This is a genomic window from Streptomyces sp. G45 (assembly GCF_049542095.1).
Lineage (GTDB): Bacteria > Actinomycetota > Actinomycetes > Streptomycetales > Streptomycetaceae > Streptomyces.
The window spans coordinates 2,173,892-2,200,786 of sequence record NZ_JBMUZU010000001.1 but is presented as its reverse complement, the minus strand read 5'-3'; the positions used below and the strand labels follow the sequence as shown (position 1 = coordinate 2,200,786).

Here is a 26,895-nt window from a genome sequence, read left to right as displayed (position 1 = left end):
CTCGGCCGTCGGTCTACTCCGCGGCGAGGACCGCGCACGACCGCGCGGGCAGCCGCAGCGCCCCGTCCGCGCCCGGCGCCGCCACCGGCTCCCAGGCGGCGAGGACGCGGGCGTGCGGCGCGCCCAGCGGCACGTCCACGGGCCGTTCGCCGAGGTTCAGGGCGAGCCGCAGGTCGCCGCGGCGCACCGCGAACCAGCGGGCCCGCTCGTCGTACGCGACGCGCACCGCCGCCAGGTCCGGGTCGAGCAGGTCGGGGCGGGCGCGGCGCAGCGCGATCAGCTCGCGGTGCCAGGCGAGGACGCGCGCGTGCGGCGGCCGCTCGGGCTCGGACCAGTCCAGACAGGAGCGGTCCCGGGTGGCCGGGTCCTGCGGGTCGGGGATGGCCTCCTCGGCCCAGCCGTGCGCGGCGAACTCCCGGCGCCTGCCCCGCCGTACGGCCTCGGCCAGCTCCGGGTCGGTGTGGTCGGTGAAGAACTGCCAGGGCGTACCGGCCGCCCACTCCTCGCCCATGAACAGCATCGGCGTGAACGGTCCGGTCAGGACGAGCGCCGCCGCGCACGCCAGCAGGCCCGGCGGCAGCGCCGCGGCAAGGCGGTCGCCCTGCGCCCGGTTGCCGATCTGGTCGTGGGTCTGCGCGTAGCCCAGCAGGCGGTGGGCGGGGGTGCGCGCCGGGTCCAGGGGCCGCCCGTGGGTGCGGCCCCGGAAGCTGGAGTAGGTGCCGTCGTGGAAGTAGCCGTGGGTGAGCGTCCGGGCGAGCGCGGCGAGGGGCGCCGCCGCGAAGTCCGCGTAGTAGCCCTGGGACTCGCCCGTGAGGGCCGTGTGCAGCGCGTGGTGGAAGTCGTCGTTCCACTGGGCGTGCAGGCCCAGGCCGCCCCGCGCGCGGGGGGTGATGACGCGCGGGTCGTTCAGGTCCGACTCGGCGATCAGCGCGAGCGGCCTGCCGAGTTCGCCGGACAGGGCGTCCACGGCCGCCGCCAGCTCCTCCAGGAACGGCAGGGCACGGGTGTCGCGCAGCGCGTGCACCGCGTCCAGGCGCAGCCCGTCGAGCCGGTAGTGGCGCAGCCAGGCCAGCGCGCTGCCCAGCAGGTAGGCGCGCACCTCGTCCGAGCCGGGCGCGTCCAGGTTCACGGCGGCGCCCCACGGTGTCTGGTGCGTGTCGGTGAAGTACGGCCCGTACGCGGGCAGGTGGTTGCCGGACGGCCCCAGGTGGTTGTGCACCACGTCCAGGACCACCCCGAGTCCGGCGGTGTGCGCCGCGTCCACGAACCGCTTCAGGGCGTCGGGCCCGCCGTACGGCTCGTGCACCGCCCACAGCGACACCCCTTCGTACCCCCACCCGTGCCGCCCCGGGAACGGGCACAGCGGCATCAGCTCCACGTGCGTGACGCCGAGGTCCGCCAGGTGCCCGAGGCGCCCGGCCGCCGCGTCGAGGGTGCCCTCGCGCGTGAACGTGCCGATGTGCAGCTCGTACAGGACCGCGCCCCGCAGACCGCGCCCCGCCCATGGCGCCCGCCACGCGAACCGCCCGTGCTCGACGACCGCGCTGAGCCCGTCGGGCCCGTCCGGCTGCCGCGCCGAGCGCGGATCGGGCAGCACGGGCCCGCCGTCCAGCGAGAAGCCGTACCGCGTGCCGTGCTCCGCTTCGGCGCCGCCCGCCCACCACCCGTCCCGCCCGGCGTCCCGCGCCAGCGGCACCCGCCGCTCGCCCCCGTCCCGTACGGCAAGATCGACCCGCTCCGCCTGCGGTGCCCACACCTCGAACCTCACGGCAGCCCTCTCGTCGGCCCTGCGTCGACGCCCCCCATGGTGCGTCAGAAGCGATCGCGGCGGGGGCGTTCGGCGTTTTCTGGACACCCGGCCTGACCTGGTCGACAATCGTCGGCGTGACCACCTCATCGACGGCTTCCTCCGAGTACGACACACAGTCGGCGCGGGTGACCGACGCCGAGCGGGAGCGGGCCCTCGACGTCCTCAGAGAGGGAGCGGCGCTCGGCCGCCTCTCGCACGACACGTTCGTACGCCGCATGGAGCTGGCCCTCGCCGCCCGCCAGCGGCACGAACTCGCCCGGCTCACCGCCGATCTGCGCACGGAGAACCGCTGGTCGCGCGTGGTCCTGTCGGCCGTCGGCGCGGTCTCCGGCTTCGGCGTGAAGCTGCGCCGGGCCTGGCAGGCCGAGAAGCTGCCGAAGCTGCTGCTCCCGGCGCCCGGCGCGTACCCGCTGCGCATCGGCCGCGACCCGGCGAACGGCCTGCGCCTGAGCCACGACACGGTCTCGCGGGTGCACGCCGAGCTGATCCACCAGGGCGGCCTGTGGGTCCTGCGCGACCTGGGCTCCACCAACGGCACGACGGTGAACGGCCGCAGGGTGATCGGCGCCGCGGTGGTCCGAGCCGGAGACCAGGTCTCCTTCGGCCACATGGCCTTCTGCCTGGCAACAACCTGAAGCCCCCCGAAGCCCCCCACGGGCAGTGCGGGCAGCGCCCCGAAGGGGCGCGGGGAACTGCGCGCCCAGCCCAAACGAACCCGCAGCCAAAGAACAACCCCCAGGGCCACCCCCCTGCTAAAGGCGCCCCCGCCAAGCGAATCGCGCTGCCGCCACAGTCGTCCCCGCCTGGTGCTCCACCTGATGCTCAAGGGGAACCCAGCGCGCCCTGAACCGCTCGGCGAACGCCCCGCTCCACTGCGTCACCAGCTGGTCGAGCCGCGACGCCCCCGGGTCGTCCGCGGCCCGCAGCGTGCGCAGCAGCATCGCCGCGGCCCGCAGCGGAAGCCGCCGCCCGAAGGCGTCCACGCTGCCGACGTACGCCATCGACGTGCCCGCGGGCGGCAGCCGCCCCCAGTCGTCGGCGAGCCCCGGCACCAGGCCGAGCGCCCAGCGCGCCGCCCGCAGCAGCGGCCCGTCCGCGCCCCGCAGCCGCGGCAGCGCGTCCGCCAGGACCTCCTCCACCAGGCCCGCGTCGTGTCTGAGGCGGCGGGCGAAGCCGCGCAGCGCGGCCCGCGGCGCCGGGTGCGCCGACACGTCGTCGACCAGGTCGCTGGCCCACATCGGCACCTCCACGATGGCCGTGGCGCCGCCGTAGCGGTGCGCGTGGTGCCACGTCGTGTGCCGGGCGTCCTCCGGCAGGCTGGGGTAGGCCGCCGCCGAGCCGGGGCCCGGCAGGACGTGCACCCCGGGGCCGGAGACGGGCCAGCCCGCCGCGTCCGACGCGCCGGTCTCCACGGGGATGCCGAGCCGCGCCGCCGACCGGGCGAACGGCGCGGCGAGCCCCGGGATGTCCCGCGTCAGCTGCACCCAGCTGCCGCCCAGGTCCGTGCAGTGCAGCGACACCTGGAGGTAGGGGCGCAGCTCGTCGATGACGCCGGTCAGGGCGCGCGTCTCGGGCGGCAGCCGGTCCGGGGGCAGCACGGACGGCGACCACTCGGGCTGCTCGGGGCCCGCCGGGCGGAAGAAGTGCCGGTGGTAGTCGAGGAGGGTGCGCGGCGCCGGGGTGCGGTGCAGGCTCGCGCCGTCCGGGTCGGCGCACAGCAGGAAGTGCCAGGAGCGGTCCGCGCGCAACTCCTCCTCCCGCACGGCCCGGTGGGCGAGGGCCCGCAGGGTGGAGCCGCCGGTGGGTTCGTTGGCGTGGGCGCCCGCGACGACCAGGACCGCGTGCGGGCAGTGCCCCACGGACAGCAGGTGCAGGGGGCGGCCGCCGCGCGAGGTGCCGACCTGGCGGAGCGCGCACAGGTCCGGGTGGCGTGCCGCGAGGTCCCGCGCGGACGCGACGAGTTCGGCCACACTGGGATAGCGGTTCACCGCCAGGCGACTCACCCCCGACCGGTCCGCTGACGTGAGTCGCAGTACGCCACGGGGAAGTTACCGTGTCAAGCACTTGGGGCGCGGGCTCCGCAGGGCCCTCACAGGTTCGCCGCCCCGGCCCTGCGGGCGCGGCGTCAGCGCCGCTCCAGCAGCGCCACCGGCAGCCGCCGGAAGAGGTCCGCGACGGGCACGCTCCCGCCGAACTCCCGTCCGGGCACGAGCAGATCCCCCCACCGCCCGTCCGGCAGCGCCAGCTCCGTGCCGCGCCAGCCGCCCGCCTCGGCCAGGCGCAGCGACAGCCGCGTCACGGCCACCACCACGTCACCGGAGCGCCGGAACGCCAGGCAGTGCGCGCCGCCCGGGCCGGTCGCCGCCAGCGGCGCGTACGAGCCCGCGCCGCCGAAGAGCCCGGGCCGCCGCGCCCGCAGCCGCAGCGCCGCCACGGTCACCGCCAGCTTCTCGTCCGCGAGGTCCCAGGCGGCCCGGCGCGCCTCAAGCCCCGCGAGCAGGCGCGGGTCGAAGGCGGCCGGGCGGCGGTTGTCGGGGTCGACCAGGGCGTGGAAGGTCCGCTCCGTGCCCTGGTAGAGGTCCGGCACGCCGGGCATCGTCAGGTGCAGCAGGGCACCGCTCAGCACGTTCACGCGGACGTGCGGGGCGAGCCCGGCGGCGAACGCGGCCACGGCGCGCCGCGGCGGCCCGCCGGGACCCGCCCGAAGGAACGCGGCCACCGCCCCCTCGTACCCCTCGTCCGGCTCGGTCCAGCTGGTGTGCAGCCCGGCCTCGCGGACGTGCTTGAGCAGGGCCCCCTGGAGGCGCTCGGCGGACGAGGGGTGCCCGTCCGGCGGGGCGGGGGAGTCCGCCGGGGCGAAGCCCACCGCCGTCTGCCAGGCAGCCCACGCCAGTTGGGGGTCGGGGGCGCGCACCCCGGCCGCGCCCTCGGCGTCCTCGGCGCCCTCGGCCTCCTCGGCGCCCTCGGTCCGGGCGGTCACCTCGGCCAGCAGGTCGGCCCACCGCCCGGGAGCCTGCGTGAGGACGCTGATGCCCGCCCGCACCTCCGCGCTGCGCTTGGTGTCGTGGGTGGTCAGGGCGGTCCCGGTGGCGGGCCAGTCGCGCTGCAGGCGCGCGCAGTACGCGTGGAACTCCGCGACGTCCACGGCGGGCCGCCCGGGCTCGCCGCCCACCTCGGCGGCCGACAGCAGCGGCGTGTGCCGGTAGAACGCCGTGTCCTCCACGGACTTGGCCCGCAGCGCCCCCGCCGTCTGCGCGAACCGCGCCTGGAACTCCGCCCGCGCCGCGCCCCCGTCGGCCGCGCCGAGCAGCAGCCCCCGCACCGCGTCCACCGCCTCGGCCTCCTCGGGGACCGCGAACGCCCCCTTCGCCTCGGCGGCGGCCCCGGCCGTGAGGACCGTGGCGGGGTCGGCGCCCCCGGACGCGTACGGCCGGTACACCTCCAGGCGCACCAGCAGCTCCCGCAGGGCGGTGCGCAGCGCCCACGGGGCGTGGTCGCGCAGCGCGGGGTCGGCCGCGCAGATCCCGCACGCCACGCGCGTGAGCCGGTCGACCTCGGCGGCCAGCTCCCGCGTGACGACCTGGTACGCGGCCCTGCGCACCGTCGCCGCCCAGTCGCCCCCGCGGTCGGCGGGCGGCGCGGCGAACCGCCGGTAGTGGGCGAGGAGTTCACGCGCCCCTGCGGGGTCGGTGAGCACGCCGTCGACGTGCCGCAGCGCGTCGTACCCGGTGGTGCCCGCGACGGGCCACGCGGCGGGCAGCCGCTCGCCGTCGGCGAGGATCTTCTCCACGACCGTCCAGCGCCCGCCGGTCGCCTCGTGCAGCCGCGCGAGGTACGCGCCCGGGTCCGCGAGTCCGTCCGGGTGGTCGACGCGCAGCCCGTCGACGACGCCCTCGTCGAGCAGCCGCAGCACCGTCGCGTGCGTCGCGTCGAACACCCGGGGGTCCTCGACCCGCACCGCGATCAGGTCGGAAATGGTGAAGAAGCGCCGGTAGTTCAGCTCGGTGCGGGCCAGGCGCCACCAGCAGAGCCGGTAGTGCTGGGCGTCCAGGAGCCGGGGCAGCGGCAGCCGCTCGGTGCCCGCGCGCAGCGGGAACACCCGGTCGTGGTAGCGCAGGACGCCGCCGTCGACCCGCAGGTGCTCCAGCTCCGCGCCGAGCCGCCGCCCGAGCACGGGCAGCAGCACCTTGCCGCCGCCCGCCGCCCAGTCGACGTCGAACCAGTGCGCGTACGCCGAGCCGGGGCCGTCGCGCAGCACCTCCCACAGGGCGCGGTTGTGCGCCGGGTCGGCCGCCATGTGGTTCGGCACCACGTCCACGACCAGGCCGAGCCCGGCGCCCCGCGCCGTCCGCGCGAGCGACCGCAGGCCCGCCTCGCCGCCCAGCTCGCCCCGCACCCGCCCGTGGTCGACGACGTCGTACCCGTGCGCCGACCCGGGCACGGCCTCCAGCACCGGCGACAGGTGCAGGTGCGACACGCCGAGCGACGCCAGATACGGCACCGCGGCCTCGGCGGCCGCGAACGGGAACTCCGGCTGGAGCTGCAGCCGGTAGGTCGCGGTGGGCGGCACGGGGACGGCGGACGCGGGAAGCGGAGACGTCATGCGAACGTACGTACCCGCCCCGCGGGCTTTCGTGCCATCGACGCATGCGCGCACCCCCGGCGCCGCCGCTAGCGTCCGAGGATGGCCACGTACGGAGGCGGCACGCGCGCGGAGGGCGGAGCGGCACCGAAGGCGCCGCCGCGCGGCGGGACCGGCGCCGCCTACCGCGAGGTGATCCGGCGCACCGGGGCCGCCCTGCCCGTGCTGTCGTTCCTGGGGCGGCTGCCCGTCGCCGTCATCCAGTTCGGCAGCGTGCTGCTGGTCAGCGAGACCAGCGGCTCGCTCGGCACGGGCGGCGCCGTCGCGTGCGCGCTCGCCCTGGGGCAGGTCACCGCGGGCCCGTTCGTGGGGCGGCTCGCCGACCGGCACGGGCAGCGGCCCGTGGTCCTGGTGTGCGCGGCGCTGAACGCCGTGGCGATCGCGGTGTGCGCCCTCGGCGCGCTGCTCGGCCCGCCCACCCCCGTGCTGCTCGCGCTCGGCGCCCTCGCGGGCGCGACCGTGCCCGGCATCGGCCCGCTGGCCCGCGCCCGCGTCGTGCCGCTGGTGCGCCGCACCGGCGCCGACGAACGGCTGGTGCACACCGCGCTGTCGCTGGAGTCCACCATGGACGAGCTGTCCTTCGTTGTGGGGCCCGCCCTGGTGGGCCTCGCCGCCGTCGCGGGCCACCCCGCGTACGCGTTCGGCGCCGCCGCCGCGCTGGTCGCCGTCTGCGGCACGGGCTTCGCGCTGCACCCCACCGCGCGCGCCGCCGGGGCCGCGCGCCCGGCGCCCGCGCCCCGCGCTCGCGGCGCCCGCGCCCGCCTGCCCCGCCAGGCGCACGTCGTCCGCGTCGGCCTGGCCTGCCTCGGCGTGATGCTCGGCGCCTGCGGGGCGGGCATCGCCGCGCTCACCGAGGAGACGGGCGCGCCCGGACAGGCGGGCCTGGTGTACGCCGCGATGGGCGTCATGAGCGCCGTCACGGGCCTGGCCATGGCGGCGGTGCCGGAGCGCGTCGGGCTGCCCGCGCGCTGGCGGGCCGCGACGGCCGCCGCGGCGCTCCTGTCGCTGCCGCTGCTGTGGACGGACAGCCTCGCGGGCCTGTACGCGGTCGTCACCGTCTTCGGCGCCGTGTACGCCCCGAACCTGGTCACCGGCTTCGCCCTGACCGAGCGGGCCGTGCCGGGGCACCGGCTCGCCGAGGGCATGACGGTCGCGGCGAGCGCCTTCGTCGGCGGGCAGGCGGTCACGCTCGCCGTCGCGGGGCGGCTCGCCGAGGCCCGCGGCGCGAGCGCGGCGTTCGCGCTGGGCAGCGCCGCCGCGGCCGTGGCGTTCGCCGTGGCCCTGTGCGTACGCCCGGTTACGCCGGACGCTGGAGCACCACCAGGCTCCGGTCCGTGAGCGTGATCCGCTCCCCGGCCCGGACCTTCGCCCCCGTGCCGGGCGGCACCCCGTCCTCGCGCGCGGTGTCCACGACCACCTGCCACTGCCGCCCCTGGTTGACCGGCACCACGAACTCCAGCTCCTCGGCGGAGGCGTTGAACAGCAGCAGGAACGAGTCGTCCGTGATCCGCTCGCCGCGCGGCCCCGGCTCGGAGATCGCGTTGCCGTTGAGGAACACCGTCAGGGCGCCCGCCTGCGCCGACTCCCAGTCTTGCTGCGTCATCTCCTCGCCCTCGGGCGTGAACCAGGAGATGTCCGACAGCTCGTCGTGCGTGCCCTCCACGGGGCGGCCGTGGAAGAAGCGGCGCCTGCGGAACACCGGATGGTCGCGCCTGAGCCACGCCATCGCGCGCGTGAACTCCAGCAGGGCGCTCTCGCCCTCGGGCCAGCGCACCCAGGCGACCTCGTTGTCCTGGCAGTACGCGTTGTTGTTGCCGCCCTGCGTGCGGGCGAACTCGTCGCCGTGGCTGAGCATCGGCACGCCCTGCGACAGCATCAGCGTGGCGAGGAAGTTGCGGAGCTGCCGGGCGCGCAGCGCCAGCACGTCCGGGTCGTCGGTCTCGCCCTCGGCGCCGCAGTTCCAGGAGCGGTTGTGGCTCTCGCCGTCCTGGTTGTCCTCGCCGTTGGCCTCGTTGTGCTTGTCGTTGTACGCCACCAGGTCGTGCAGCGTGAAGCCGTCGTGGCAGGTCACGAAGTTGATGGAGGCCAGCGGGCGGCGCCCGTCGCCCTGGTAGAGGTCGGAGGATCCGGTGAGCCGGGAGGCGAACTCCGCGAGCGTGCGCGGCTCGCCCCGCCACAGATCCCGCACCGTGTCGCGGTACTTGCCGTTCCACTCCGTCCACAGCGGCGGGAAGTTCCCCACCTGGTAGCCGCCCTCGCCCACGTCCCACGGCTCGGCGATCAGCTTCACCTGGCTGACCACCGGGTCCTGCTGCACCAGGTCGAAGAACGAGGACAGCCGGTCCACCTCGTGGAACTGCCGGGCAAGGGTCGCCGCGAGGTCGAAGCGGAAGCCGTCCACGTGCATCTCCGTGACCCAGTACCGCAGCGAGTCCATGATCAGCTGGAGCACGTGCGGATTGCGCATCAGGAGCGAGTTGCCGGTGCCCGTGGTGTCCATGTAGTAGCGCGGGTCGTCCTCCACCAGGCGGTAGTACGAGGCGTTGTCCAGGCCCTTGAACGACAGCGTCGGCCCCAGGTGGTTGCCCTCGGCCGTGTGGTTGTACACCACGTCGAGGATCACCTCGATGCCCGCCTCGTGCAGCGCCCTGACCGCCGACTTGAACTCCAGGACCTGCTGGCCCCGGTCGCCCCAGGAGGCGTACGCGTTGTGCGGGGCGAAGAAGCCGATGGTGTTGTAGCCCCAGTAGTTGTTCAGGCCCAGGTCGACCAGGCGGTGGTCGTTCACGAACTGATGGACCGGCATCAGCTCCAGGGCCGTGACGCCGAGCCGCGTCAGGTGCTCGATCACCGCCGGGTGCGCGAGCGCCGCGTACGTGCCGCGCATCTCGTCCGGCAGGTCCGGGTGCAGCATGGTCAGGCCCTTCACATGGGCCTCGTAGATCACGGTCTCGTTGTACGGGATGCGCGGCGGGCGGTCGTCGCCCCAGTCGAAGTACGGATTGACCACCACGGACGTCATCATGTGCGGCGCCGAGTCGAGGTCATTGCGCTGCTCCGGGGCGTCGAAGTGGTAGCCGTACACCTCCTCGCCCCAGGCGATCCGGCCGCTCACCGCCCGCGCGTACGGGTCGAGCAGCAGCTTCGCCGAGTTGCAGCGGAGCCCGCGCGCGGGGTCGTAGGGGCCGTGCGCGCGAAAGCCGTACCGCTGGCCCGGCATCACGCCGGGCAGGTACGCGTGGCGCACGAACGCGTCGGACTCGCGCAGTTCGACCGCCGTCTCCGAGCCGTCGTCGTGCAGCAGACACAGCTCCACGCGGTCGGCGGCCTCGGAGAAGACCGCGAAGTTCGTTCCGGCGCCGTCGTACGCGGCGCCGAGGGGGTACGCCTGCCCAGGCCAGTCCTGCATACCTCTGACTCTTCCACGATCGCCGCCACCTCATGGGTCACCCGCGCCAGACTCTGCCCGAAAGTGGGGCAACCCCAGGGGAGTTGAGTCCGTCTAACCGGCTGACCACATACTCGACATGCCCTGGAAATGGGGCTGGTACGGGGAGATAGGGGAGGAAGTTGCGCAAGCTAGTCAGACGTCACCTCGGCAAGGTGGTGGCGGGCGGCGCGCTCGCCGTCGCGGCGACCGCCGCGACCGTGGCCGTGACGCTGCCGGACGACGCGGGGGCGAAGGACTCCGGCAGCCGCAGCACGGCCGTGGGCACCTCGCGTCAGGACGCCGTCGCACCGGACGGCAGGGTCGAGGCGGCGCCGAACGAGGGCTCCGAGGGGGTCGGCAGCGACCCGCTGACGGACGCGGAGACCGAGCGGGCCGAGAAGATAGCCCTGAACAGCGGCGAACTGCGGGCCAGCGCCCGGAACGTGGAGGGCGACCGGGGGCCGCAGCGGCTCTCCACCAACCTCACCGAGAGCGAGACCGGGGACGAGACCGCCCGCCGCGCGGACATCGTCTACTACGACTACAAGAAGGACACCGTCATCACCAAGACGGTGAACCTGAAGACCAACAAGGTCGAGTCGACGACCAGCTCCCGGAACGTCCAGCCGCCCGCCAACAAGGACGAGCTGGCCGAGGCGGCCGGTCTGCTGATCGCCGACGAGCACGGCAAGGGCCTCAAGGAGGACTACAAGAAGGCCACGGGCAAGGCCCTCACCGGCCCCGGCGACCTGGACCTGAGCGGCTTCATCTTCCGCAAGGACACGGTGGAGCGCGTGCCCTCCGACTTGAGCCAGTGCGGCACGCACCGCTGCGTCCAGGTCGTCGGCAAGGTCAAGAACGGGCCGTGGATCGACACGCGGGCCTTTGTCGTGGACCTGAGCGCCCGCCACGTGGGCCGTCTCGGCTGACCCGCCCGCACCGGGCACCACCCACCTTCTCTCCTCCTGAAGGAGCCACTTCTCGCATGCACGTCACGCACGGCAACAGATTCCCGCGCGCCCGCAGGTGGGCCGGTACGGCCCTCGCGGTCTCCGCGCTCCTCGGCGCCGCGATAACCACGGCGGGCCCCGCGTCGGCGGCCCCCCGAAGCGCCCCGAAGGCCCCCGCGCCCCCGGCCGACTGCAGCGCCGCGTACAAGATCGAGCAGACCGTCGACGGCGGCACGACCTGGCGCATGTGCTGGCACTACAACACGTACTCGGGGCTCATCCTCGACAAGATCAGCTACCAGCCCAAGGGCGAGGCCAAGCCGATCCCGGTGCTCACCAGCGCCCGCCTCGCCCAGATCCACGTGCCCTACGACGACGGCGAGGCCGAGTTCGACGACATCACCGGCGTCGAGATCGGCCGCTTCCTCCAGCAGCTCAAGACCAGTGAGTGTCCCGGCGGCACCATCAAGACCGTGAAGGTCGCCGACCGCGGCAACGTGCCCGGCCTGTGCGTCACCACCCGCGCCCGCGGCCACGCCTACCGCCTGAACAACGACGCCAGCACCTCCGGCAACGGCAAGGTCTACACCGCGCAGGGCAAGGACCTGCTGGTCTACACCGTCAACAAGGCCGCCTGGTACGAGTACATCACCGAGTGGCGCTTCTCCTCGGACGGCACCATCACCTCCAACGTCGGCGCCACCGGCAGCCTCTCGCCGTACGACTTCGACGGCGGCGACGACCGCGGCTGGCCCATCGGCAAGGGCGACCAGGCCAAGGCCGAGAGCCACTCGCACAACGTCTTCTGGCGGCTGAACTTCGGCCTCGACGGCTCGCCCAAGGCCAAGGTCGAGCAGTACGACTCCAAGGTCACCCCGCCGAGCGGCCAGGGCAGCCCCAAGACGAAGACCACCCGCACGCCCATCACCAAGGAGCTGATGGGCGACCGCAAGGACATGCGCTGGTGGCGGGTGGTGAGCACCGCGGGCAAGAACAAGGACAACCACCCGCGCAGCTACGAGATCGTGCCCGGCGCCAGCCAGAAGCACGCCGGACGCCCGTACACCAAGCACGACGTGTACTTCACCCAGTACAAGAAGTGCGAGCAGTACGCGAGCAACAACATCGGCTGCCCCAACGGCTACCCGAAGAGCGTCGACCAGTGGGTGGGCGGCGAGTCCCTGAAGCACCCGATCACCTGGGTCAACATCGGCTTCCACCACATCGCCCGCGACGAGGACCAGCAGCCCATGCCGGTCCACTGGCAGGGCTTCTCGCTGGCCCCGCGCGACGTGACGGCGATGAGCCCGCTCACGCCGAGTGACCTGTCGGGCGTGAACGGCAGGCCGCGCACCTGAAGTTGACCGATGAGCGTGCTCATCGGGGCCATCGGGCTGCACCGCGCGCCGCTCCCGGAGTACCCTTCCTTGATCGTTGACTGGGGGAGAGTCCGGGGAAGTGGAAGGCGGTGCACGGGTGAGCGCGGAGGGGCGGGAGCTGCCCCTGGTGACGCGGGTCACGAGGGGAGCTCCGACGGCGTCCCGCCCACCGCGGTGTCCCTGGCACGGCCGATGGAGACGGGATCCCAGATCGGACCCGAACTGGACTGGGACGCCGACGCCTGGCGCGAGGTGCGTACGCGCGCCCAGCGGGCCGGGCGGGCCTACATCTGGCTGAACCTCGTGGAACAGCGGCTGCGCGCGGTCGTGGCCGCTGTTCTGCGTCCGGTGTACGAGCCCGTCCACGCCGAGGACTGGGTGGTCGCCGCGGCGGGGCCCGCGGGCCACGAGTGGGTGCAGCGGGCCGTCGCCGTGCGCGAGGTCAGCCGCCGCAAGGGCTATCTGCTCGACCCCGCCGACGACAACGTCCTCAGCTTCCTCACCCTGCCGCAGCTGCGGGAGCTGATGGTCCAGCACTGGCCCTGCTTCGAGCCGTACCTCGACGACCGGCGCGAGGTGGAGCTGGCCCTGGACGAGCTGGAGGTCGCCCGGAACGTGGTCTCCCGCAACCGCGCGCTGTCCCCGACGGTCCTCGCCCAGGCCGAGCGGGCCTCCGCGCGGCTGCTCGACATCCTCGGCGCGGGCTCCGACGTGCCGTCGGCGCGGCGGCTCCCGGTCGACGCCGTCGAGCAGCTGGTCGGCGACCGGTACGCGGACGTGGTGGGTGTGCACGCCGACCGGGTGCGGCTGCTGCGGCAGTTCCCCGCGGAGGACCTGTTCGGCGGGGCGCGGCGCGTCGACGCCATCGGCATCGGCCTGAACCTGCTGGTGCAGAACTTCTCCGGCCGCCGCCTGGTGCGGCTCGCGGAGACCGGCTGCCGGGTGCGGCTGCTCTTCCTCAACCCCGCGAGCAGCGCCGTCAAGCGCCGGGAGCGGGAACTGGGCCTCAAGCGCGGCGAGCTGAGCCGCTCCGTGGAGTCCAACATCCTGCACATGCGGCGGGTGCGGTCCCGGCTGAAGGACCCCGGCGCCTTCGAGATCCAGGTCTTCGACGAGACGCCCCGCTTCACGGCGTACCTGGTCGACGGCGACGGCTCCGACGGCATCGCGGTCGTCCAGTCCTATCTGCGCAGGACCCGCGGCATGGAGGCCCCGGTGCTGGTGCTGCGCGGCGGGGGCCGCGTGGTGAGGGCGGGCGATCCCGGCGACCTCGGCGAGAACAGCCTCTTCGCGACCTACCGGGAGGAGTTCGAAGTCGCCTGGGCGGACGCGCGGCCGGTGTCCTGATCCCTCGGTAAGGGCATCCCCGCTCTCCGGGAGCCGCGGTGCGCCCCGGTAAGCGGAATCCGGTCAACTGATTGTCAGTGGCGCATGGGATCGTGGAGGCCACTGGGGGAGAGCACCACGACGAAGGGGGCGGCCATGAGCTGGCACCGAGAGCTGCTGATCGGTTTCGACCTGGAGACCACGGGCACGGATCCGCACCAGGCGCGCATCGTCACGGGGGCGGTGGTGGAGGTCAGGGCCGGGCAGGAGCTGGGCCGCCGCGAGTGGCTCGCCGACCCGGGCGTGCCGATCCCGCCGGACGCGGTGGCGGTGCACGGCATCACCGGCGAGCGCGCCGCCGCCGACGGCAAGCCCGCCGCGGAGGTCGCCGACGCCATCGCCGGGGTCCTCGTGTCGTCCTGGCAGTCGGGCATCCCGGTCGTGGCGTACAACGCCGCGTTCGACCTGACCCTGCTCTCCGCCGAGCTGCGCCGCCACGGCCTGCCGTCCCTGACGGACCGCCTCGGCGGCGCCGACCCGGCCCCCGTCGTCGACCCGTACACGATCGACCGCGCCGTCGACCGCTACCGCCGCGGCAAGCGCAACCTGGAAGCGGTCTGCACGGAGTACGGCGTGGTCCTGGACGCGGCCCACGACGCCGCCTCCGACGCGCTGGCCGCGGCGCGGCTCGCCTGCGCGATAGCCGAGCGCCACGGCAAGGTCGCCGACCTGGGCCCGGCGGAGCTGCACCGGCGCCAAGTGCGGTGGTACGCCGCCTGGGCGGCGGACTTCCAGAGCTTCCTGCGCCGCAAGGGCGACGCGGGCGCGGTGGTCGACGGGGTATGGCCCCTGCGAGCGAGCGCATAGCCGTTGATCGGCCTTCGGCCTCGTCCTCAAACGCCGGACGGGCTGGATTGTCGCGGGCTGGGCTGGATCCTGCCGGTGCGGCAGAGTTTCAGCCCGTCCGGCGTTTGAGGACGAGGCGCGGAGCGCCGATAAAGGCGGGGTGCCAGGGGCAGCCGCCCCTGGTTCGGGAAGGGGTGGGTCTGGGGCGCCCCCCGCGAGGGCTAGAACGGGTGCCAGCGGACCGTCGCATCGCCCTCGCGCAGCGACGCGACCCGCCGCCCGAACTCGGCCAACGCCCGCGGATTGCCCGGCGCGTGCTGCGCCACCCACGCGCAACTGGCCGTCTCCCGCGCCCCGCGCAGCACGGCACACCCCTCCCACTCCCGCACGTCCCACCCGTAGCCGGACGTGAACTCGGCATAGGCGTCCCCGGACACCCCGTACCGGTCGTGGGACAGCGCCATCACCACCAGATCGTGCTCGCGCAGATCGAAGGAGAAGGTCTCCAGGTCCACGAGCACGGGCCCGTCCGGCCCCACGAGGACATTGCGCGGCAGCGCGTCACCGTGGATCGGCCCGGGCGCCAGCCGCGGCGTCAACGCGGCGGCAGCGGCGGCGAAGCCGTCCCGCCGCTCACGGAGGTAGTCCGCGTCAGCGGCGTCGATGGCGTCCCCGGCGAGGGTCAGCCACCGCTCGACCCCGCCGAGCAGCTCGCGCCGCGGCAGCGGAAAGGGCGGCGCGGGCAGCGCGTGCACAAGGCGCAGCAGGGCGGCCAGGTCGGCGGGCCCGGCGGGGCGCTCGGCCGCGGGCAGCCGGTGCCAGAGCGTCACCGGGTGCCCGTCGACGGACCGGGGCGCGGCTTCGGCGGCCCGCACGGCCGGTACGCCACAGGTACGCAGCCACTCGGCGACGGCCAGCTCGCGCCGCGCCCGGTCGAGCAGCTCCGGCGCGTCCCGCCCCACCTTCACCACGAGGCGGTCCACGTCGGCAAGCGCGAACACCGCGTTCTCGCCGAGGGCCAGCAGCCGCGCGCCGTCCGCCGGGAGCCCCGCCGCGTCCAGCAGTTCCCGCGCCCGTGCCTCGTCCATCCCGTGCCTCCCGCACCGAGTGCCGCATCCGGCGGCGGGGGTCCGCCCGCCGCGTCGCAAGTGTCGCATTCGCACAGGCCAGCCGGACTTCCGGCATGCGCGGACGCTTGACGTACCGCCCTCGCGTCAGCACGATGACGGGGGCCGCCTGGGCGGCCAAACCTCCATCAGCCGCCCAAAGGAGCCGATTCCGTGACATTGGCGACCGCGAAGGGGCGGTCCGGCCGGGCGGGCGGACCCGGCGGCCGGGCGCTGGACCACGGCGCCTGGTTCCTGGTGCTGCCCGCGCTGCTGCCGATCCTGGTCCTGAGCGTCGGCCCGCTGCTCTACGGCATCGCGCTCGCCTTCACCGACGCGCAGTCGGGCCGCACCGAGCCCACCGAGTGGATCGGGCTGCTGAACTTCCAGGACCTGCGGCAGGACACGCTGTTCTGGGAGTCGTTCCGCATCGGCCTGCTGTGGGCCGTCGGGGTGACCGTGCCGCAGTTCCTGCTGGCGCTCGGCCTGGCGCTGCTGCTCAACCAGAACCTGCGCTTCCGCTGGCTGGCCCGCTCCCTGGCGATCGTTCCGTGGGCGATGCCCGAGGTGGTCGTCGGCATCATGTGGCGGCTCGTCTACCACCCGGACGCGGGCGTGCTCAACGAGACGCTGCGCGACCTCGGCCTCGGCGACGGCCGGGACTGGCTGACCGGGCTCGGCACGGCACTGCCCGCCGTCATCGTCGTGGGCGTCTGGGCGGGCATGCCGCAGACCACGGTGGCGCTGCTCGCCGGGCTCCAGAACGTGCCGCGCGAGCTGCACGAGGCGGCCGCGATGGACGGCGCGGGCGCCTGGCGCCGCTTCACCACGGTCACCTGGCCCGCCCTGCGGCCCATCGCGCTGTCCATCACCGCCCTCAACTTCATCTGGAACTTCAACTCCTTCGCCCTGGTGTACGTGCTCACCAACGGCGGGCCCGGCGGCCGCACCCGGCTGCCGATGCTGTTCGCGTACGAGGAGGCGTTCCGCTACGGCCAGTTCGGCTACGCGGCGGCGATGGGCTGCGTCATGGTCGCGGTGATCTCGGTGCTGCTCGCCGTGTACCTGGTCGGGCGGCTGAGGGGAGCGGACGAGCGATGACACCACCGACCACCGGGCCCGCGCGCACCGCCCGAACCCCGGAGCCGCCCGAACCCCCGGAGCCGCACGGACCGGCGGGGCCGCCCGCGCGGGCCAGTACGCGGCGCTCCTCGCGTACCTCGCCTTCCTCGCGTTCCCCTTCCTCTGGCTGGTCTCGACGTCCTTCAAACCGGCGCGCGAGCTGGGCAGCCTGCACCCGACCTGGATCCCGAAGGACCCGACCCTCGCCAACTACCGCCAGGCGTTCGACGAGCAGCCCCTGCTCCAGGCCGCGGGCAACTCCCTGGTCGCGGCGGTGAGCGCGGCCTTGATCGCCGTCGTCATCGCGACCCCCATGGCGTACGTCATGGCCCGGCACCGCACCCCGCTGTCGCGGGCGGCGACCGGCTGGGTCGTGGTCAGCCAGGCCTTCCCGTTCGTCCTGGTGATCATCCCGCTGTTCCTGGTCCTGAAGAACCTGCGCCTGATCAACTCGCTGCCGGGACTGATCATGGTGTACGTGGTGTGGGCGCTGCCGTTCGCGCTGTGGATGCTCGTCGGATACGTACGGGCGGTGCCGCGCGAGCTGGAGGAGGCCGCGGCCGTGGACGGCGCGGGCAGGCTGCGCACCCTGGTGTCGGTGACCGCGCCGCTGCTCGCGCCGGGCATCGCGGCGACGGCCCTGTTCGCCTTCATCACCGCGTGGAACGAGTTCTTCTTCGCCCTGGTGCTGCTCAAGACCCCGGAGAAGCAGACGTTGCCGGTCGTCCTCACGCACTTCATCGGCGCGGAGGGCACGGCAGACCTCGGCCCGCTCGCCGCCGCCGCGTTCCTCGCCACGCTGCCGTCGCTCGTCGTCTTCGCGCTCATCCAGCGGCGGATCACGGGCGGGATGCTGGCCGGGGCGGTGAAGAGCTGATGCGCGCGCCCCGCCGCCCGACGGCCACGCCCCACCGCCGCACGGCTCCGCCCCGCCGCCTCGCCGCCGTGGCGGCCGCCCTCGCCCTCCTCCTCTCCGGCTGCTCCGACGGCGGTGACGGCGGCGACGGCAGGGTCACCCTGCGCTTCCAGTCGCTGGCCTGGCAGCAGGAGTCGGTCGAGGCGAACAAGCGGCTCGTACGGGAGTGGAACGCCACCCACCCGGACATCAGGGTCGAGTACGTCCAGGGCAGTTGGACCGGCGTCCACGACCAGCTGCTCACCTCGTTCGAGGGCGGCGAGGCCCCGGACGTCATCCACGACGCCTCCGACGACCTCGCGGACTTCGCGTACGGCGGCTACCTAGCCGACCTGGGCCCCCTGCTGCCGAGGCGCCTCAAGGACGACATCCCGAAGGCCAGCTGGGACACGGCGACCTTCGGCGGCAAGGTGTACGGCGTGCCGTTCCTCCAGGAGCCGCGCGTGCTCGTCGCCAACGCGAAGTGGCTCAGGGAGTCCGGCGTGCGGATCCCGACGCCCGCCAAGCCGTGGAGCTGGGCCGAGTTCCGCTCGGTCACCCGGGAACTGGCCGACGGCAAGGGCAGGTTCGGGGTCGCCTGGCCGCTGAAGGACCCGGTGTCGGCGACGCTCAACCTGTCGCTGTCGGCGGGCGGGAAGCTGTTCCACCGGCGCGCCGACGGCAAGGCCGAGATCCGCTTCGAGGACGCCGACGCGGTGGTGCCGCGCACCGTCCACGACCAGGTCAACGCGGACCGCAGCGCGTCCGCCGCGACCCTCGGCATGGGCGGCTCGGACACCCTGCCCGGCTTCTTCGGCGGCAAGTACGCCATGGTCCCGCTGGGGTTCTCGTACCGCCAGCAGATCGCCCAGCAGGCACCGGAGGGCTTCGACTGGCAGGTGCTGCCCGCGCCCGCGGGCGCCGACGGGCTCGCCCAGGGGGTGAGCCCGCAGACCCTGTCCATCGCCGAGGACAGCCCGCACAAGAAGGAGGCCGCCGCGTTCCTCGACTTCTTCCTGCGGCCCGCCAACATGGTGCGGCTCGCCCGCGGCGACTGGATGCTGCCCACCGGCGAGCGGGCCCTGAAGGACCCGGCGCTGCACACCGCGAAGGACGACTGGGCGACGGGCACCGCGCTCGCCCGGCACCTGCGCCCCGCCCCGCCCAGTCGGTCCGCGGCTATCCCGAGTGGTCGGACAAGATCGCCACGCCCGCGCTCCAGGAGTACTACAGCGGCGCCATCGACCTGGACGAACTGCGCCACCGCCTGGTCGAGGACGGCAACCTCGTCCTCAGGCGCTACCAGCGCTGACGCCTCGGCCCCCCGCTGCCACCGCCGCCGTCACACGGCGACCGACTCCTCCATCTCCTCCTCGGCGTCCCGGTCCTCCCGGGCCTGCTGGGCGGCCGCCGCCGAGGGGGCCTCGGCGGCGCCGGTCAGCGCGGCCCGGCGCCGCTCCACGAGTCCGGCCACCGCCGTGAGCAGCAGGCCCACCGCGAGCCACGCCACCAGCGTCACCGCGGCCCGCCCGACGCCGTGCCCGGCGAAGTACAGGTGTCCCCGGACGCCCTCCACGAAGCCCGCGCCGTTCCAGAAGGAGTGCAGCGAGCCGTAGAAGCCGTTCTGGAGTTCGGGCCGGAAGACCCCGCCGGAGCTGGTGAAGTTGAGCATCACGAAGAGCACCATCATCGCGAGGGTCGTCCAGCGCTTCAGGAACGTGTGCAGGCCGACGCCGATGAGCAGGATGCCCGCCGAGTACAGCCAGGACAGGGCCCACACCCCCACAGCCCGTGGTGCGCGAGGTGGAAGACCGGCCCGGCGAGCGCGGCGCCGATCAGGCTCACGGCGAAGGACACCCCGACGGCGAGCCCGGCGCGCGCCCGCATCCGCAGCGCGCCGCCCGCCCCGCCGAGCACCGCGACGGAGGCGTAGCTGCCGATGCTCACGGCGACGAGCAGGAAGAACAGGCCCTGGCCCGTGGGGTCGTCGGAGACCGGCGGCGCCACGTCGGTGACCTTCAACGGCGTGCCCTGCGCGGCGGCGACCGGCGTGAAGACCTTCTCGGCGGCGAGCGCGCTCATGTCGGAGCCCGCGGAGGCCACCAGCAGCTCGGGCGCCTTGGCGTCCGGGAGGTAGGCGCCGGATATGTCCAGGGACTTCAGCTCGTCGACGGCCTGCGCGCGGGTGGCCAGGGTCCGTACGTCGAGCCTGTCGCCCGCCTCGGCCGCGACGGCGTGGGCGGACGCGTGGGCCCGGGCGTCGGTGCCGACGACGGCGACCGGCAGGTCGTGCGGCTCGGGCGTGACGAAGGCGCTCATATAGGCCAGGCCCATGCCGAGGCACATCAGCAGCGGGGTCAGCAGGTGGACGAGGACGTGGCGCAGGGGGCCACGGGCGGGCGCCGTCATGGAACCTCTCCAGGGGGTGGGCACGGATGGATGGCGCAGGTAGTTGGCATATACAACTCTTACGTCATGTTGTACTGTACAACCATTGGTGGGCCGTGGGAAACGCGGCCGGAGGCGGCGGGGCGAGGAGGCGGCGGCGTGGCCGACCGGGACGAGGCGATCGAGACCATCCAGCGCGAGATGACGGCGTTCGCGCGGCGCGCCCGCGCCACGGCCGCGCGCATGCACCCCGAGCTGTCACTGGTCTCGTTCACGCTGCTCAGCCACCTGGAGTATCAGCAGGGCTGTCGCGCCACGGACCTGGCCGCGCACTACACGCTGGACAAGTCGACCATCAGCCGCCAGGTCGCCGCCCTGGAGCAGGCGGGCCTGGTGGAGCGCCGCCAGGACCCCGCCGACCACCGCGTGCAGGTGCTGCACCTCACCGAGCGCGGCGCCGGGCTGCTCGCGCGGGTCACGGACAGCCGCCGGGTGGCGTTCCGGAAGCGGCTCGCGGACTGGAGCGGGCCCGATCTGGAGCGGTTCGCGGAGTACCTGCTGCGTTACAACGCGGGGGCGGAGACCGAGCGCGGGGTGTAGGGCGGGGTCCGGCTGCGCCGAAATGGATTGCACGAGACGTCTCGTCTCGCTATGGTCGTCGTCATGACCACACGCCAGCGTGCCCATGTCGCCATGTTCTCCATCGCCGCCCACGGGCACGTGAACCCGAGCCTCGAAGTGATCCGGGAGCTCGTCGCCCGCGGCCACCGCGTCACGTACGCGATCCCGCACGCGTTCGCGGACAAGGTCGCCGAGACCGGCGCCGAGCCCGTGCCCTACACCACCATCCTGCCCGGCCCCGACGACGACCCGTCGGCCTGGGGCGAGACCCTCCTCGACAACGTGGAGCCGTTCCTGGCCGACGCGATCCAGGCCCTGCCGCAGCTGGCCGCCGCGTACGAGGGCGACGAGCCGGACGTCGTCCTGTACGACATCACCTCGTATCCGGCCCGGGTCCTCGCCCGCCGCTGGGGCGTGCCCGAGGTCTCCCTGTCGCCGAACCTGGTGGCCTGGGAGGGGTACGAGGAGGAGGTCGCCGAGCCGATGTGGGCGGAGCCCCGGAAGACCGAGCGGGGGCGGGCGTACTACGCGCGCTTCGCGTCCTGGCTGCGGGAGAACGGCATCGATCAGCACCCCGACCCGTTCGTCGGCCGCCCGCCCCGCTCCCTGGTCCTGATCCCCAAGGCGCTGCAGCCGCACGCCGACCGGGTCGACGAGGCCGTGCACACGTTCGTCGGCGCCTGCCAGGGCGACCGGGCCGCGCAGGGCGGCTGGGAGCGCCCGGCGGACGCCGAGAAGGTGCTGCTGGTGTCGCTCGGCTCGGCCTTCACCAAGCAGCCCGGCTTCTACCGCGCGTGCGTCGAGGCGTTCGGCGGCCTGCCGGGCTGGCACATGGTGCTCCAGATCGGTCGGCACGTCGACGAGGCCGAGCTGGGCGACGTACCGGCGAACGTGGAAGTGCGCCGCTGGGTGCCGCAGTTGGCGATCCTGAGGCAGGCCGACGCGTTCATCACGCACGCGGGCGCGGGCGGCAGTCAGGAGGGGCTCGCCACCGGCACGCCGATGGTGGCCGTGCCGCAGGCCGTCGACCAGTTCGGCAACGCCGACATGCTCCAGGCGCTCGGCGTCGCCCGCCACCTGCCGATGGCGGAGGCCACGCCTCAGGCGCTGCGCGCGGCGGTCCTCGCGCTCGTCGACGACCCGGAGGTGGCGCGCAGGCTCGACGAGGTGCGGGCGGGCATGGCGGGGGAGGGCGGCACGAAGCGCGCGGCCGACCTCATCGAGGAGGAGATCGTGCGGGCCCGGCGTGAGGGCGGCGTGAAGGCGGCCGGTCGGGCGGTGTGACCGATTCGCCGCGCTTCGCGGCGGATTGGCCGTGATGGGGGGTGGGGTCCGGGGGTGGTGCCGCGGTCTGACGTAACACTCCGTGAGGCCATTCGGTAACGGCCGGGTCATTCGGTAACGCTCGGATAACGCACGGGCGTCCTGGGACGTCCATGGACTCGTCCCGCTGGTTGGACCCTTACCCCCGGTCAAAGGTTGCGCCGGGCGCTCCTTGTTCCTCGGGGAACGGCTTCCTAGCGTGAGGTGAACTCCGAACCAACGCCAGGAAGTTGTCTCATGCCCTCACTGTCACCGCCACGGAGCGCGTCCGCCCGCAGGGAGATACCGCCCCTCGCCGAGGTGCGCCGCGTCACTCAGAAGAAGCGCGACGCGTGGTGGACCGTGCTGCTCGTCGACCCCCTCGCCACGCCGCTGGTCCGCCAGACCGCGCTGCGCACCCGCGTCACGCCGAACCAGATCACCTGGGGCGCCTTCCTGCTCGGGCTCGGCTCCGCGGTGTGCTTCGCGTTCGGCGACTGGCGGTGGCTGGTGCTCGGCGCGGTGATCTACCACCTGAGCTTCGTCCTGGACTGCATGGACGGCAAGGTCGCGCGCCTGACCGGGCAGGGCTCGGTGTTCGGCGCGTGGCTCGACTTCGTCTTCGACCGCATCCGCGTGATGGTGTGCGCGGTCGCCCTGATGGGCGGTCAGTACGAGCGCACGGGGGACGTCGTGTACGTCTGGCTCGCCCTCGTGGTGGTCGGGCTCGACACGCTGCGGTACATCAACTCCCTTGAGATCTTCAAGGTCCGGCACACCATGCGCAAGCAGATCAAGGCCCGCATGAGGGCCGCCCGGCGCGCCGAGAACCAGGCCGAGCTGGCCTTCATGGAGGACCTGCTGCGGGAGAACCCGGAGGCGGACGTGGAGCGCGACCTGGCCCGCGCGGTCGCGGAGGCGCCGGGCGATGACGCGGGGCCGGGCGGCGGCACGCAGCCGGGCGGCGACGCGGGCCGGGGCGGTGACACGGCGGAGGCACCGGACGGCGCCGAAGGCCTCGGCGGACGGCCCGGCGGCGCCGGGGACGCCCCGGCGGGCGGCGCGGGAGGGGCACAGGCCGTCACTGCGGCCCGCGCGCCGCAGGTCGTCGACCTGCACCAGGAGTTCCGCAGCCGCTTCCCCGCCTACCTGCGGGCGCGCTCCTTCCTGCTGCGGCACCGCATCCGCACGCACCTGGTGAGCGGCGTCGAGTTCCAGATGGGCGTCTTCATCATCGGCCCCCTCTTCGACGTCGTCGTCCCGGCGACGATCGTCTCCGGGGCGCTGCTGCTCGTCTTCGAGCTGGCCATCGTCTACAAACTGCTGCTGTCCACACGGGACTTCACGCGCACGATCGACTCCTTCGAGGAGCGGAAGGCGACCGCCGCGGCATAGGGGCCGCGCCCGCGCCCGGGGCCCCGGGGTCTCCCGGGCCCGGGGCCCCGGCCCGCCGCCGCGGTCCGCGGTGTCGAGGGCCGCGCCGACGGACGCGGCGACGATGACGGCCGTCGCCGCCCACTGCGCCGGTGTCAGGCGCTCACCGAGCACGACGAGACCGAGCAGCGCCGCCATCGCCGGTTCCAGGCACACCAGGACACCGAAGACGCGCGGCGGCACACGCCGCAGCGCCCGCAGCTCCAGGGAGTTGGCCACCACCGTGCTGAGCACCGCCACCGCGAACCCCGTGGCGAGGACCCGGCCGTCCAGGAACGCCCCCGGCTGCGCGGCGAGCCCGTAGGGCAGCGTGAGCAGGGCCGCCCACCCGCTCGCCAGGGCCAGCGCGCCACCGCCCGTGCCGCGCGCGCCCACCTGGGCACTGAGCAGGATGTACGCCGCCCAGCAGGCCGCCGAGCACAGCGCGAGGGCGACACCGGCCCCCGACAGGGCGCCGCCCGGCCGGTAGTTGATCAGGACGACGCCGCCCCCGGCGAGCAGCGCCCACACGACGTGCCGGGCCCGGCGCGCACCGAGCAGCGAGACGACCAGCGCGCCGAGCGACTGCAAGGTGACCGCGAGGCCCAGCGGCAGCCGGTCGAAGCTCTCGTAGACGGTGACGCTCGCCCCGGCCAGTGACGTGCCGAGGCCGAGGACCAGGTACGCCGACGGCCGGTCGGCGGGCAGGCGGGGCCGCCACACGACCCACAGCACGGCCGCGCCGAAGCCGAACCGCAGCGCCGTGACGACCACCGGCACCGCCACGGCGAAGGCGAGCTTCGCCACCGCCTGACCGCCCTGCATCGCCAGCGCGCTGCACACGACCAGGCAACTCCCCGCGGCGGCGGGCGACCACCGGACCGGCGTCCACCGGACCGGCGTCCATCGGACCGGCGCCCACCGGATCAGCCCGCGCCGGACGTTCCCCCGTACCACCGTTCAGCTCCCCGCCTTCCCCGTCTTCCCCGTTTTCCCCGTCTTCCTCCGTTTTTCCCGTCTTCCCCGGTGTGCCGCGCGTGCTTCCCGCCGCCCCCTCGGGGAGTCACCCCTCGTGCGGGCGGCGGTCGGCGGGCGGGCCCCGCAGTGTGATGACCTCCGCCCCCGCCGTGAGCTGCCGGGCCTGGAGCGAGCCGCAGGCGCAGCGGGTCCACACGGTGACGCCCTCGCCGACGCGGTGCCGGGAGAGCGTCCGCGCCGGTTTCTCGTCCGGCCAACCGCAGTACGGACACGCAGACATGGCATGAGTCTCAGCGCCCCGGACCGTACGAGTCCAGGTTCGATTTCCGCACGACACCGTGCACGCCGCCTTCATGATGGAGCGATGATTGACTTGCGCCGCCTCGCCGTGCTGCGGGCGATCGCCCACTACGGCACCGTCACCGCCGCCGCGCAGGCGCTCCACCTGTCGCCGTCCGCGGCCTCCCAGCAGATGCGGCGGCTCAGCCGGGACCTCGGGGTGCCGCTCCTCGAACCGCACGGGCGCCGTGTGCGGCTCGCCCCCGCGGCCCGGGTGCTGCTGCGCCACGCCGACCGCATGGAGCGCTACTGGCAGCGGGCCGAGGCCGGGATGCACGCCACGGTGAGCGCGGCACCCAAGGGCGTGCTGCGCCTGGCGGGCTTCCCCACCGCCGTGTCCGTCCTCCTCGCCCCGCTCGCCGCCCGCCTGGGCGCCCAGTGGCCCGACCTGACGGTGCAGGTCCGCGAGTCGGAGCCCCGGGACTGCTTCGACCTGCTCTTCTCCGGTGACGCCGACCTCGTGATCGTCGAGGCCACCGCGGACAACCCGCCGTACGGCGACAGCCGCTTCGACCAGCGGCCCCTGCTCGACGACCCCTTCGACCTGCTCACCCCGCGCGGCCACCCGCTGGCACAGCGCTCCGCGGTGACGCTCCAGGACCTGGCGCACGAACCCTGGATCGTCGGCACGCCCGGCAGCTCGGCGCGCCACGTCGTCCTGGCCGCCTGCAACAGCGCGGGCTTCACCCCCGACATCGCGCACCAGGCCCTGGAGTGGACCGTGGTCGCCGCGCTCGTCGCCCACGGTCTGGGCATCGCCCTGGTGCCGCACGCGGCCAGTCTTCCGCCGCGCCTCGACCTGGCGCGCACGCCGCTGACGGGCCCGGCCAAGCCGTCGCGGCGGCTGCTGAGCGTCATCCGCGGCGGCAGCGGACACCACCCCGCGATCGCCGCGGCCCTGGCCCACCTCGACACCCTGGTCGCAGGACCGGAGCGGCCCGCCGGGTGACGGCGAGTTCCCGCCACACGGCGACTGGCCGGAACTCGGCGGTCCGCGCGCCGCTTCCTTGACAGCGATCTACCGCCGGATGTTCCCATGAAACGCGTTGGCGCCGTTGACCGTTCGGTCTTCAACTCACCTGTGCGACAACAGAGTTGGCGTGGGCGCCAGGGCATCCACTGGGGCTGGCATGGGGAACACCGCGACCGTCGGCGAAGCGGACTTACGCACCCGGACCCGTGAACTCCTCGCCCTGCCGTTCGTACGGGACGAACTGACGCGCGTGTGGCGCTCGGACGCCGGTGCCTGCCCGCACCCGGCCGCCGTGTACCGCCTGCTCGGCGAGCACGGCCTGCTCGCCCCGCACTGGCCGCGCCGCTACGGAGGCCTCGGCCTCAGCGCGTACGCGTCGGCGACGGTCGCCGAGGAACTGGCCCTGCACGGCGTCCCCGACAGCGTCCGCGTGAACACCGTGGACAACGCCGGGGCCACGCTGCTCATGGCGGGCACGCCCGAGCAGTGCGACCGCCACCTGCCGGGGATGGCCCGGGGCGCCACGGTCTTCTCCGTGCTCTACACGGAGCCCGACGTCGGCAGCGACCTCGGCGGCCTCACCTCCCGGGCCGTACCGGAGCCCGGCGGGGGGTGGCGCCTGAACGGCACCAAGGTGTGGAACGCGCGGACCTCCGTCGCCGAGTACGGCATCCTGGCCGCGCGCGTCGCGGGCCACGGCGCGGACGGGGACGGGGACGGGGACCGGGCCGGGGATCGGGTCGGGGATCGGGTCGGCTTCGCCGGTATCGCCCTGTTCGTCGTGGGGCTCGACGCCCCGGGCGTGCGGGTCGAGCCGGTCGACACCATCAACCACGAGCGGCTCTTCCGGGTGCGGCTGCACGACGTACGGCTGCCGGGCGACGCCCTGGTGGGGCGGCCGGGGCAGGGCTGGCCGCTGCTCACCCGCGCCCTCGGCCTGGAGCGCACCGGCATCAACTTCGCCGCCCGTGCCCGGCGCTGGTACGACCAGCTGACGGCGGGCCTGCGGGCGCGCGGACGCCTCGACGACGCCTGCCGCGAGCACGGCCTGCGCCGCCTCGACGCCGAGATCCGCGCCGCCCGCCTGCTGTCCTGGCGGGCCGTGCGGGACGTGGAGCGGGGGTGTCCGAACGCCGCCGCCGCGGCCGCGGCCAAGTGGTGGGCCAGCGAACTCGCCCAGCGGACGGCCTGGTTGGCGTGGCGGCTGCTGGGCCCGGCGCCGGATCCGCCGGACAGCGACCCGCACTTCCCCGACCTGTGCCTCGCCGCCCGCGAGGCACCGGGCCTGACCCTCGCGGCGGGGACGTCCGAGGTGCTGCTGACCACCGTGGCCACCGAACTCATGGACGGCGGCGACCCCTGGGAGGAGTACTGA

At 74.3% G+C, this 26,895-nt stretch carries 19 protein-coding genes and 4 pseudogenes; 15 read left to right on the top strand and 8 right to left on the bottom strand.

The window, feature by feature from the left end; translation table 11 throughout:
• Window positions 1–13: 13 nt before the first annotated feature.
• Window positions 14–1,816: a malto-oligosyltrehalose trehalohydrolase gene (gene treZ, locus ACOBQU_RS08820; protein ID WP_423634350.1), complete on the bottom strand. Its 1,803-nt coding sequence runs from the start codon at window positions 1,814–1,816 to the stop codon at window positions 14–16.
• A 68-nt stretch (window positions 1,817–1,884) separates the two neighbouring features.
• Here treZ and ACOBQU_RS08815 point away from each other — a divergent pair, with 68 nt between their 5' ends.
• Window positions 1,885–2,445 carry an FHA domain-containing protein gene (locus ACOBQU_RS08815; protein ID WP_423625549.1) on the top strand — a complete coding sequence of 187 codons (561 nt, stop codon included), beginning with the start codon at window positions 1,885–1,887 and terminating at the stop codon, window positions 2,443–2,445.
• A 117-nt stretch (window positions 2,446–2,562) separates the two neighbouring features.
• Here the strand turns inward: ACOBQU_RS08815 and ACOBQU_RS08810 are convergent, their stop codons facing one another.
• Entirely contained in the window at window positions 2,563–3,804 is a 1,242-nt protein-coding gene (locus ACOBQU_RS08810; protein WP_423634349.1) for a M14 family zinc carboxypeptidase, read from the bottom strand.
• A gap of 131 nt (window positions 3,805–3,935) precedes the next feature.
• Window positions 3,936–6,413, bottom strand: coding sequence for a malto-oligosyltrehalose synthase (gene treY, locus ACOBQU_RS08805; RefSeq protein WP_423625547.1), 2,478 nt, complete (start codon window positions 6,411–6,413; stop codon window positions 3,936–3,938).
• A gap of 81 nt (window positions 6,414–6,494) precedes the next feature.
• On the opposite strand from treY, the gene ACOBQU_RS08800 reads away from it, so the two are divergent.
• Window positions 6,495–7,790 carry an MFS transporter gene (locus ACOBQU_RS08800; protein WP_423625545.1) on the top strand — a complete coding sequence of 432 codons (1,296 nt, stop codon included), beginning with the start codon at window positions 6,495–6,497 and terminating at the stop codon, window positions 7,788–7,790.
• On the opposite strand, the gene glgX is transcribed toward ACOBQU_RS08800, so the two are convergent.
• Window positions 7,750–9,861 (bottom strand): glycogen debranching protein GlgX, encoded by a 2,112-nt coding sequence (gene glgX / locus ACOBQU_RS08795; RefSeq protein ID WP_423625544.1) that lies wholly within the window; start codon window positions 9,859–9,861, stop codon window positions 7,750–7,752. The two genes, ACOBQU_RS08800 and glgX, sit on opposite strands and share 41 nt — an antisense overlap.
• Window positions 9,862–10,022: 161 nt before the next feature.
• Between glgX and ACOBQU_RS08790 the strand changes: the two genes are divergently transcribed.
• The 4 genes from ACOBQU_RS08790 to ACOBQU_RS08775 all read left to right on the top strand — a co-directional run bounded on the left by ACOBQU_RS08790 (window position 10,023) and on the right by ACOBQU_RS08775 (window position 14,404).
• Entirely contained in the window at window positions 10,023–10,811 is a 789-nt protein-coding gene (locus tag ACOBQU_RS08790) for a Tat pathway signal sequence domain protein (protein WP_423625542.1), read from the top strand.
• 56 nt (window positions 10,812–10,867) lie between these two features.
• Window positions 10,868–12,190, top strand: a complete 1,323-nt coding sequence (locus ACOBQU_RS08785; RefSeq protein WP_423625540.1) for a copper amine oxidase — start codon at window positions 10,868–10,870, stop codon at window positions 12,188–12,190.
• A gap of 213 nt (window positions 12,191–12,403) precedes the next feature.
• Window positions 12,404–13,558 (top strand): SAV2148 family HEPN domain-containing protein, encoded by a 1,155-nt coding sequence (locus ACOBQU_RS08780; RefSeq protein ID WP_423625538.1) that lies wholly within the window; start codon window positions 12,404–12,406, stop codon window positions 13,556–13,558.
• A 135-nt stretch (window positions 13,559–13,693) separates the two neighbouring features.
• Window positions 13,694–14,404 carry a 3'-5' exonuclease gene (locus tag ACOBQU_RS08775; RefSeq protein ID WP_423625536.1) on the top strand — a complete coding sequence of 237 codons (711 nt, stop codon included), beginning with the start codon at window positions 13,694–13,696 and terminating at the stop codon, window positions 14,402–14,404.
• 200 nt (window positions 14,405–14,604) lie between these two features.
• Here ACOBQU_RS08775 and ACOBQU_RS08770 read toward each other — a convergent pair whose 3' ends face one another.
• Window positions 14,605–15,471 (bottom strand): phosphotransferase, encoded by an 867-nt coding sequence (locus tag ACOBQU_RS08770; protein ID WP_423625534.1) that lies wholly within the window; start codon window positions 15,469–15,471, stop codon window positions 14,605–14,607.
• A gap of 192 nt (window positions 15,472–15,663) precedes the next feature.
• On the opposite strand from ACOBQU_RS08770, the gene ACOBQU_RS08765 reads away from it, so the two are divergent.
• The 3 genes and pseudogenes from ACOBQU_RS08765 to ACOBQU_RS08755 all read left to right on the top strand — a co-directional run bounded on the left by ACOBQU_RS08765 (window position 15,664) and on the right by ACOBQU_RS08755 (window position 18,818).
• Window positions 15,664–16,590, top strand: a complete 927-nt coding sequence (locus tag ACOBQU_RS08765; RefSeq protein WP_423625532.1) for a carbohydrate ABC transporter permease — start codon at window positions 15,664–15,666, stop codon at window positions 16,588–16,590.
• Between the two features lie 67 nt (window positions 16,591–16,657).
• Window positions 16,658–17,488 (top strand): annotated as a pseudogene (locus ACOBQU_RS08760) (carbohydrate ABC transporter permease); the annotation flags it as partial.
• Window positions 17,488–18,818, top strand: a pseudogene (locus tag ACOBQU_RS08755) (ABC transporter substrate-binding protein). The pseudogenes ACOBQU_RS08760 and ACOBQU_RS08755, both read left to right, overlap by 1 nt.
• Before the next feature lie 30 nt (window positions 18,819–18,848).
• Here ACOBQU_RS08755 and ACOBQU_RS08750 read toward each other — a convergent pair.
• Window positions 18,849–19,915, bottom strand: a pseudogene (locus ACOBQU_RS08750) (hypothetical protein).
• A gap of 180 nt (window positions 19,916–20,095) precedes the next feature.
• Between ACOBQU_RS08750 and ACOBQU_RS08745 the strand changes: the two are divergent.
• The 3 genes from ACOBQU_RS08745 to ACOBQU_RS08735 all read left to right on the top strand — a co-directional run bounded on the left by ACOBQU_RS08745 (window position 20,096) and on the right by ACOBQU_RS08735 (window position 23,212).
• Entirely contained in the window at window positions 20,096–20,494 is a 399-nt protein-coding gene (locus ACOBQU_RS08745) for a MarR family winged helix-turn-helix transcriptional regulator (protein ID WP_423634347.1), read from the top strand.
• A 12-nt stretch (window positions 20,495–20,506) separates the two neighbouring features.
• Window positions 20,507–21,799: a macrolide-inactivating glycosyltransferase gene (mgt, locus tag ACOBQU_RS08740; RefSeq protein ID WP_423634345.1), complete on the top strand. Its 1,293-nt coding sequence runs from the start codon at window positions 20,507–20,509 to the stop codon at window positions 21,797–21,799.
• A 276-nt stretch (window positions 21,800–22,075) separates the two neighbouring features.
• Window positions 22,076–23,212: a CDP-alcohol phosphatidyltransferase family protein gene (locus tag ACOBQU_RS08735; RefSeq protein ID WP_423625530.1), complete on the top strand. Its 1,137-nt coding sequence runs from the start codon at window positions 22,076–22,078 to the stop codon at window positions 23,210–23,212.
• A 99-nt stretch (window positions 23,213–23,311) separates the two neighbouring features.
• Here the strand turns inward: ACOBQU_RS08735 and ACOBQU_RS08730 are convergent.
• Window positions 23,312–23,761 (bottom strand): annotated as a pseudogene (locus ACOBQU_RS08730) (EamA family transporter); the annotation flags it as partial.
• 106 nt (window positions 23,762–23,867) lie between these two features.
• Here ACOBQU_RS08730 and ACOBQU_RS08725 point away from each other — a divergent pair.
• On the top strand, window positions 23,868–24,044 hold the full coding sequence (locus tag ACOBQU_RS08725) for a hypothetical protein (protein ID WP_423625528.1): 177 nt from the start codon (window positions 23,868–23,870) through the stop codon (window positions 24,042–24,044).
• A gap of 249 nt (window positions 24,045–24,293) precedes the next feature.
• On the opposite strand, the gene ACOBQU_RS08720 is transcribed toward ACOBQU_RS08725, so the two are convergent.
• A complete protein-coding gene (locus tag ACOBQU_RS08720; RefSeq protein WP_423625526.1) occupies window positions 24,294–24,488 on the bottom strand; it encodes a hypothetical protein in 195 nt (64 codons plus the stop codon).
• A gap of 84 nt (window positions 24,489–24,572) precedes the next feature.
• Here ACOBQU_RS08720 and ACOBQU_RS08715 point away from each other — a divergent pair, with 84 nt between their 5' ends.
• Entirely contained in the window at window positions 24,573–25,496 is a 924-nt protein-coding gene (locus ACOBQU_RS08715) for a LysR family transcriptional regulator (protein WP_423625524.1), read from the top strand.
• Window positions 25,497–25,677: 181 nt separating this feature from the next.
• Window positions 25,678–26,895 carry an acyl-CoA dehydrogenase family protein gene (locus tag ACOBQU_RS08710; protein WP_423625522.1) on the top strand — a complete coding sequence of 406 codons (1,218 nt, stop codon included), beginning with the start codon at window positions 25,678–25,680 and terminating at the stop codon, window positions 26,893–26,895.

Excerpts from the sequence above, each read along its gene's own strand:
- ACOBQU_RS08715 (WP_423625524.1), top strand. The coding sequence starts at position 24,573 with ATGATTGACTTGCGCCGCCTCGCCGTGCTGCGGGCGATCGCCCACTAC.
- ACOBQU_RS08770 (WP_423625534.1), bottom strand. The coding sequence starts at position 15,471 with ATGGACGAGGCACGGGCGCGGGAACTGCTGGACGCGGCGGGGCTCCCG.
- ACOBQU_RS08735 (WP_423625530.1), top strand. The coding sequence starts at position 22,076 with ATGCCCTCACTGTCACCGCCACGGAGCGCGTCCGCCCGCAGGGAGATA.
- treY (WP_423625547.1), bottom strand. The coding sequence starts at position 6,413 with ATGACGTCTCCGCTTCCCGCGTCCGCCGTCCCCGTGCCGCCCACCGCG.
- ACOBQU_RS08720 (WP_423625526.1), bottom strand. The coding sequence starts at position 24,488 with ATGTCTGCGTGTCCGTACTGCGGTTGGCCGGACGAGAAACCGGCGCGG.
- glgX (WP_423625544.1), bottom strand. The coding sequence starts at position 9,861 with ATGCAGGACTGGCCTGGGCAGGCGTACCCCCTCGGCGCCGCGTACGAC.
- ACOBQU_RS08780 (WP_423625538.1), top strand. The coding sequence starts at position 12,404 with ATGGAGACGGGATCCCAGATCGGACCCGAACTGGACTGGGACGCCGAC.
- ACOBQU_RS08745 (WP_423634347.1), top strand. The coding sequence starts at position 20,096 with ATGACGGCGTTCGCGCGGCGCGCCCGCGCCACGGCCGCGCGCATGCAC.
- ACOBQU_RS08785 (WP_423625540.1), top strand. The coding sequence starts at position 10,868 with ATGCACGTCACGCACGGCAACAGATTCCCGCGCGCCCGCAGGTGGGCC.
- ACOBQU_RS08710 (WP_423625522.1), top strand. The coding sequence starts at position 25,678 with ATGGGGAACACCGCGACCGTCGGCGAAGCGGACTTACGCACCCGGACC.
- ACOBQU_RS08800 (WP_423625545.1), top strand. The coding sequence starts at position 6,495 with ATGGCCACGTACGGAGGCGGCACGCGCGCGGAGGGCGGAGCGGCACCG.
- ACOBQU_RS08775 (WP_423625536.1), top strand. The coding sequence starts at position 13,694 with ATGAGCTGGCACCGAGAGCTGCTGATCGGTTTCGACCTGGAGACCACG.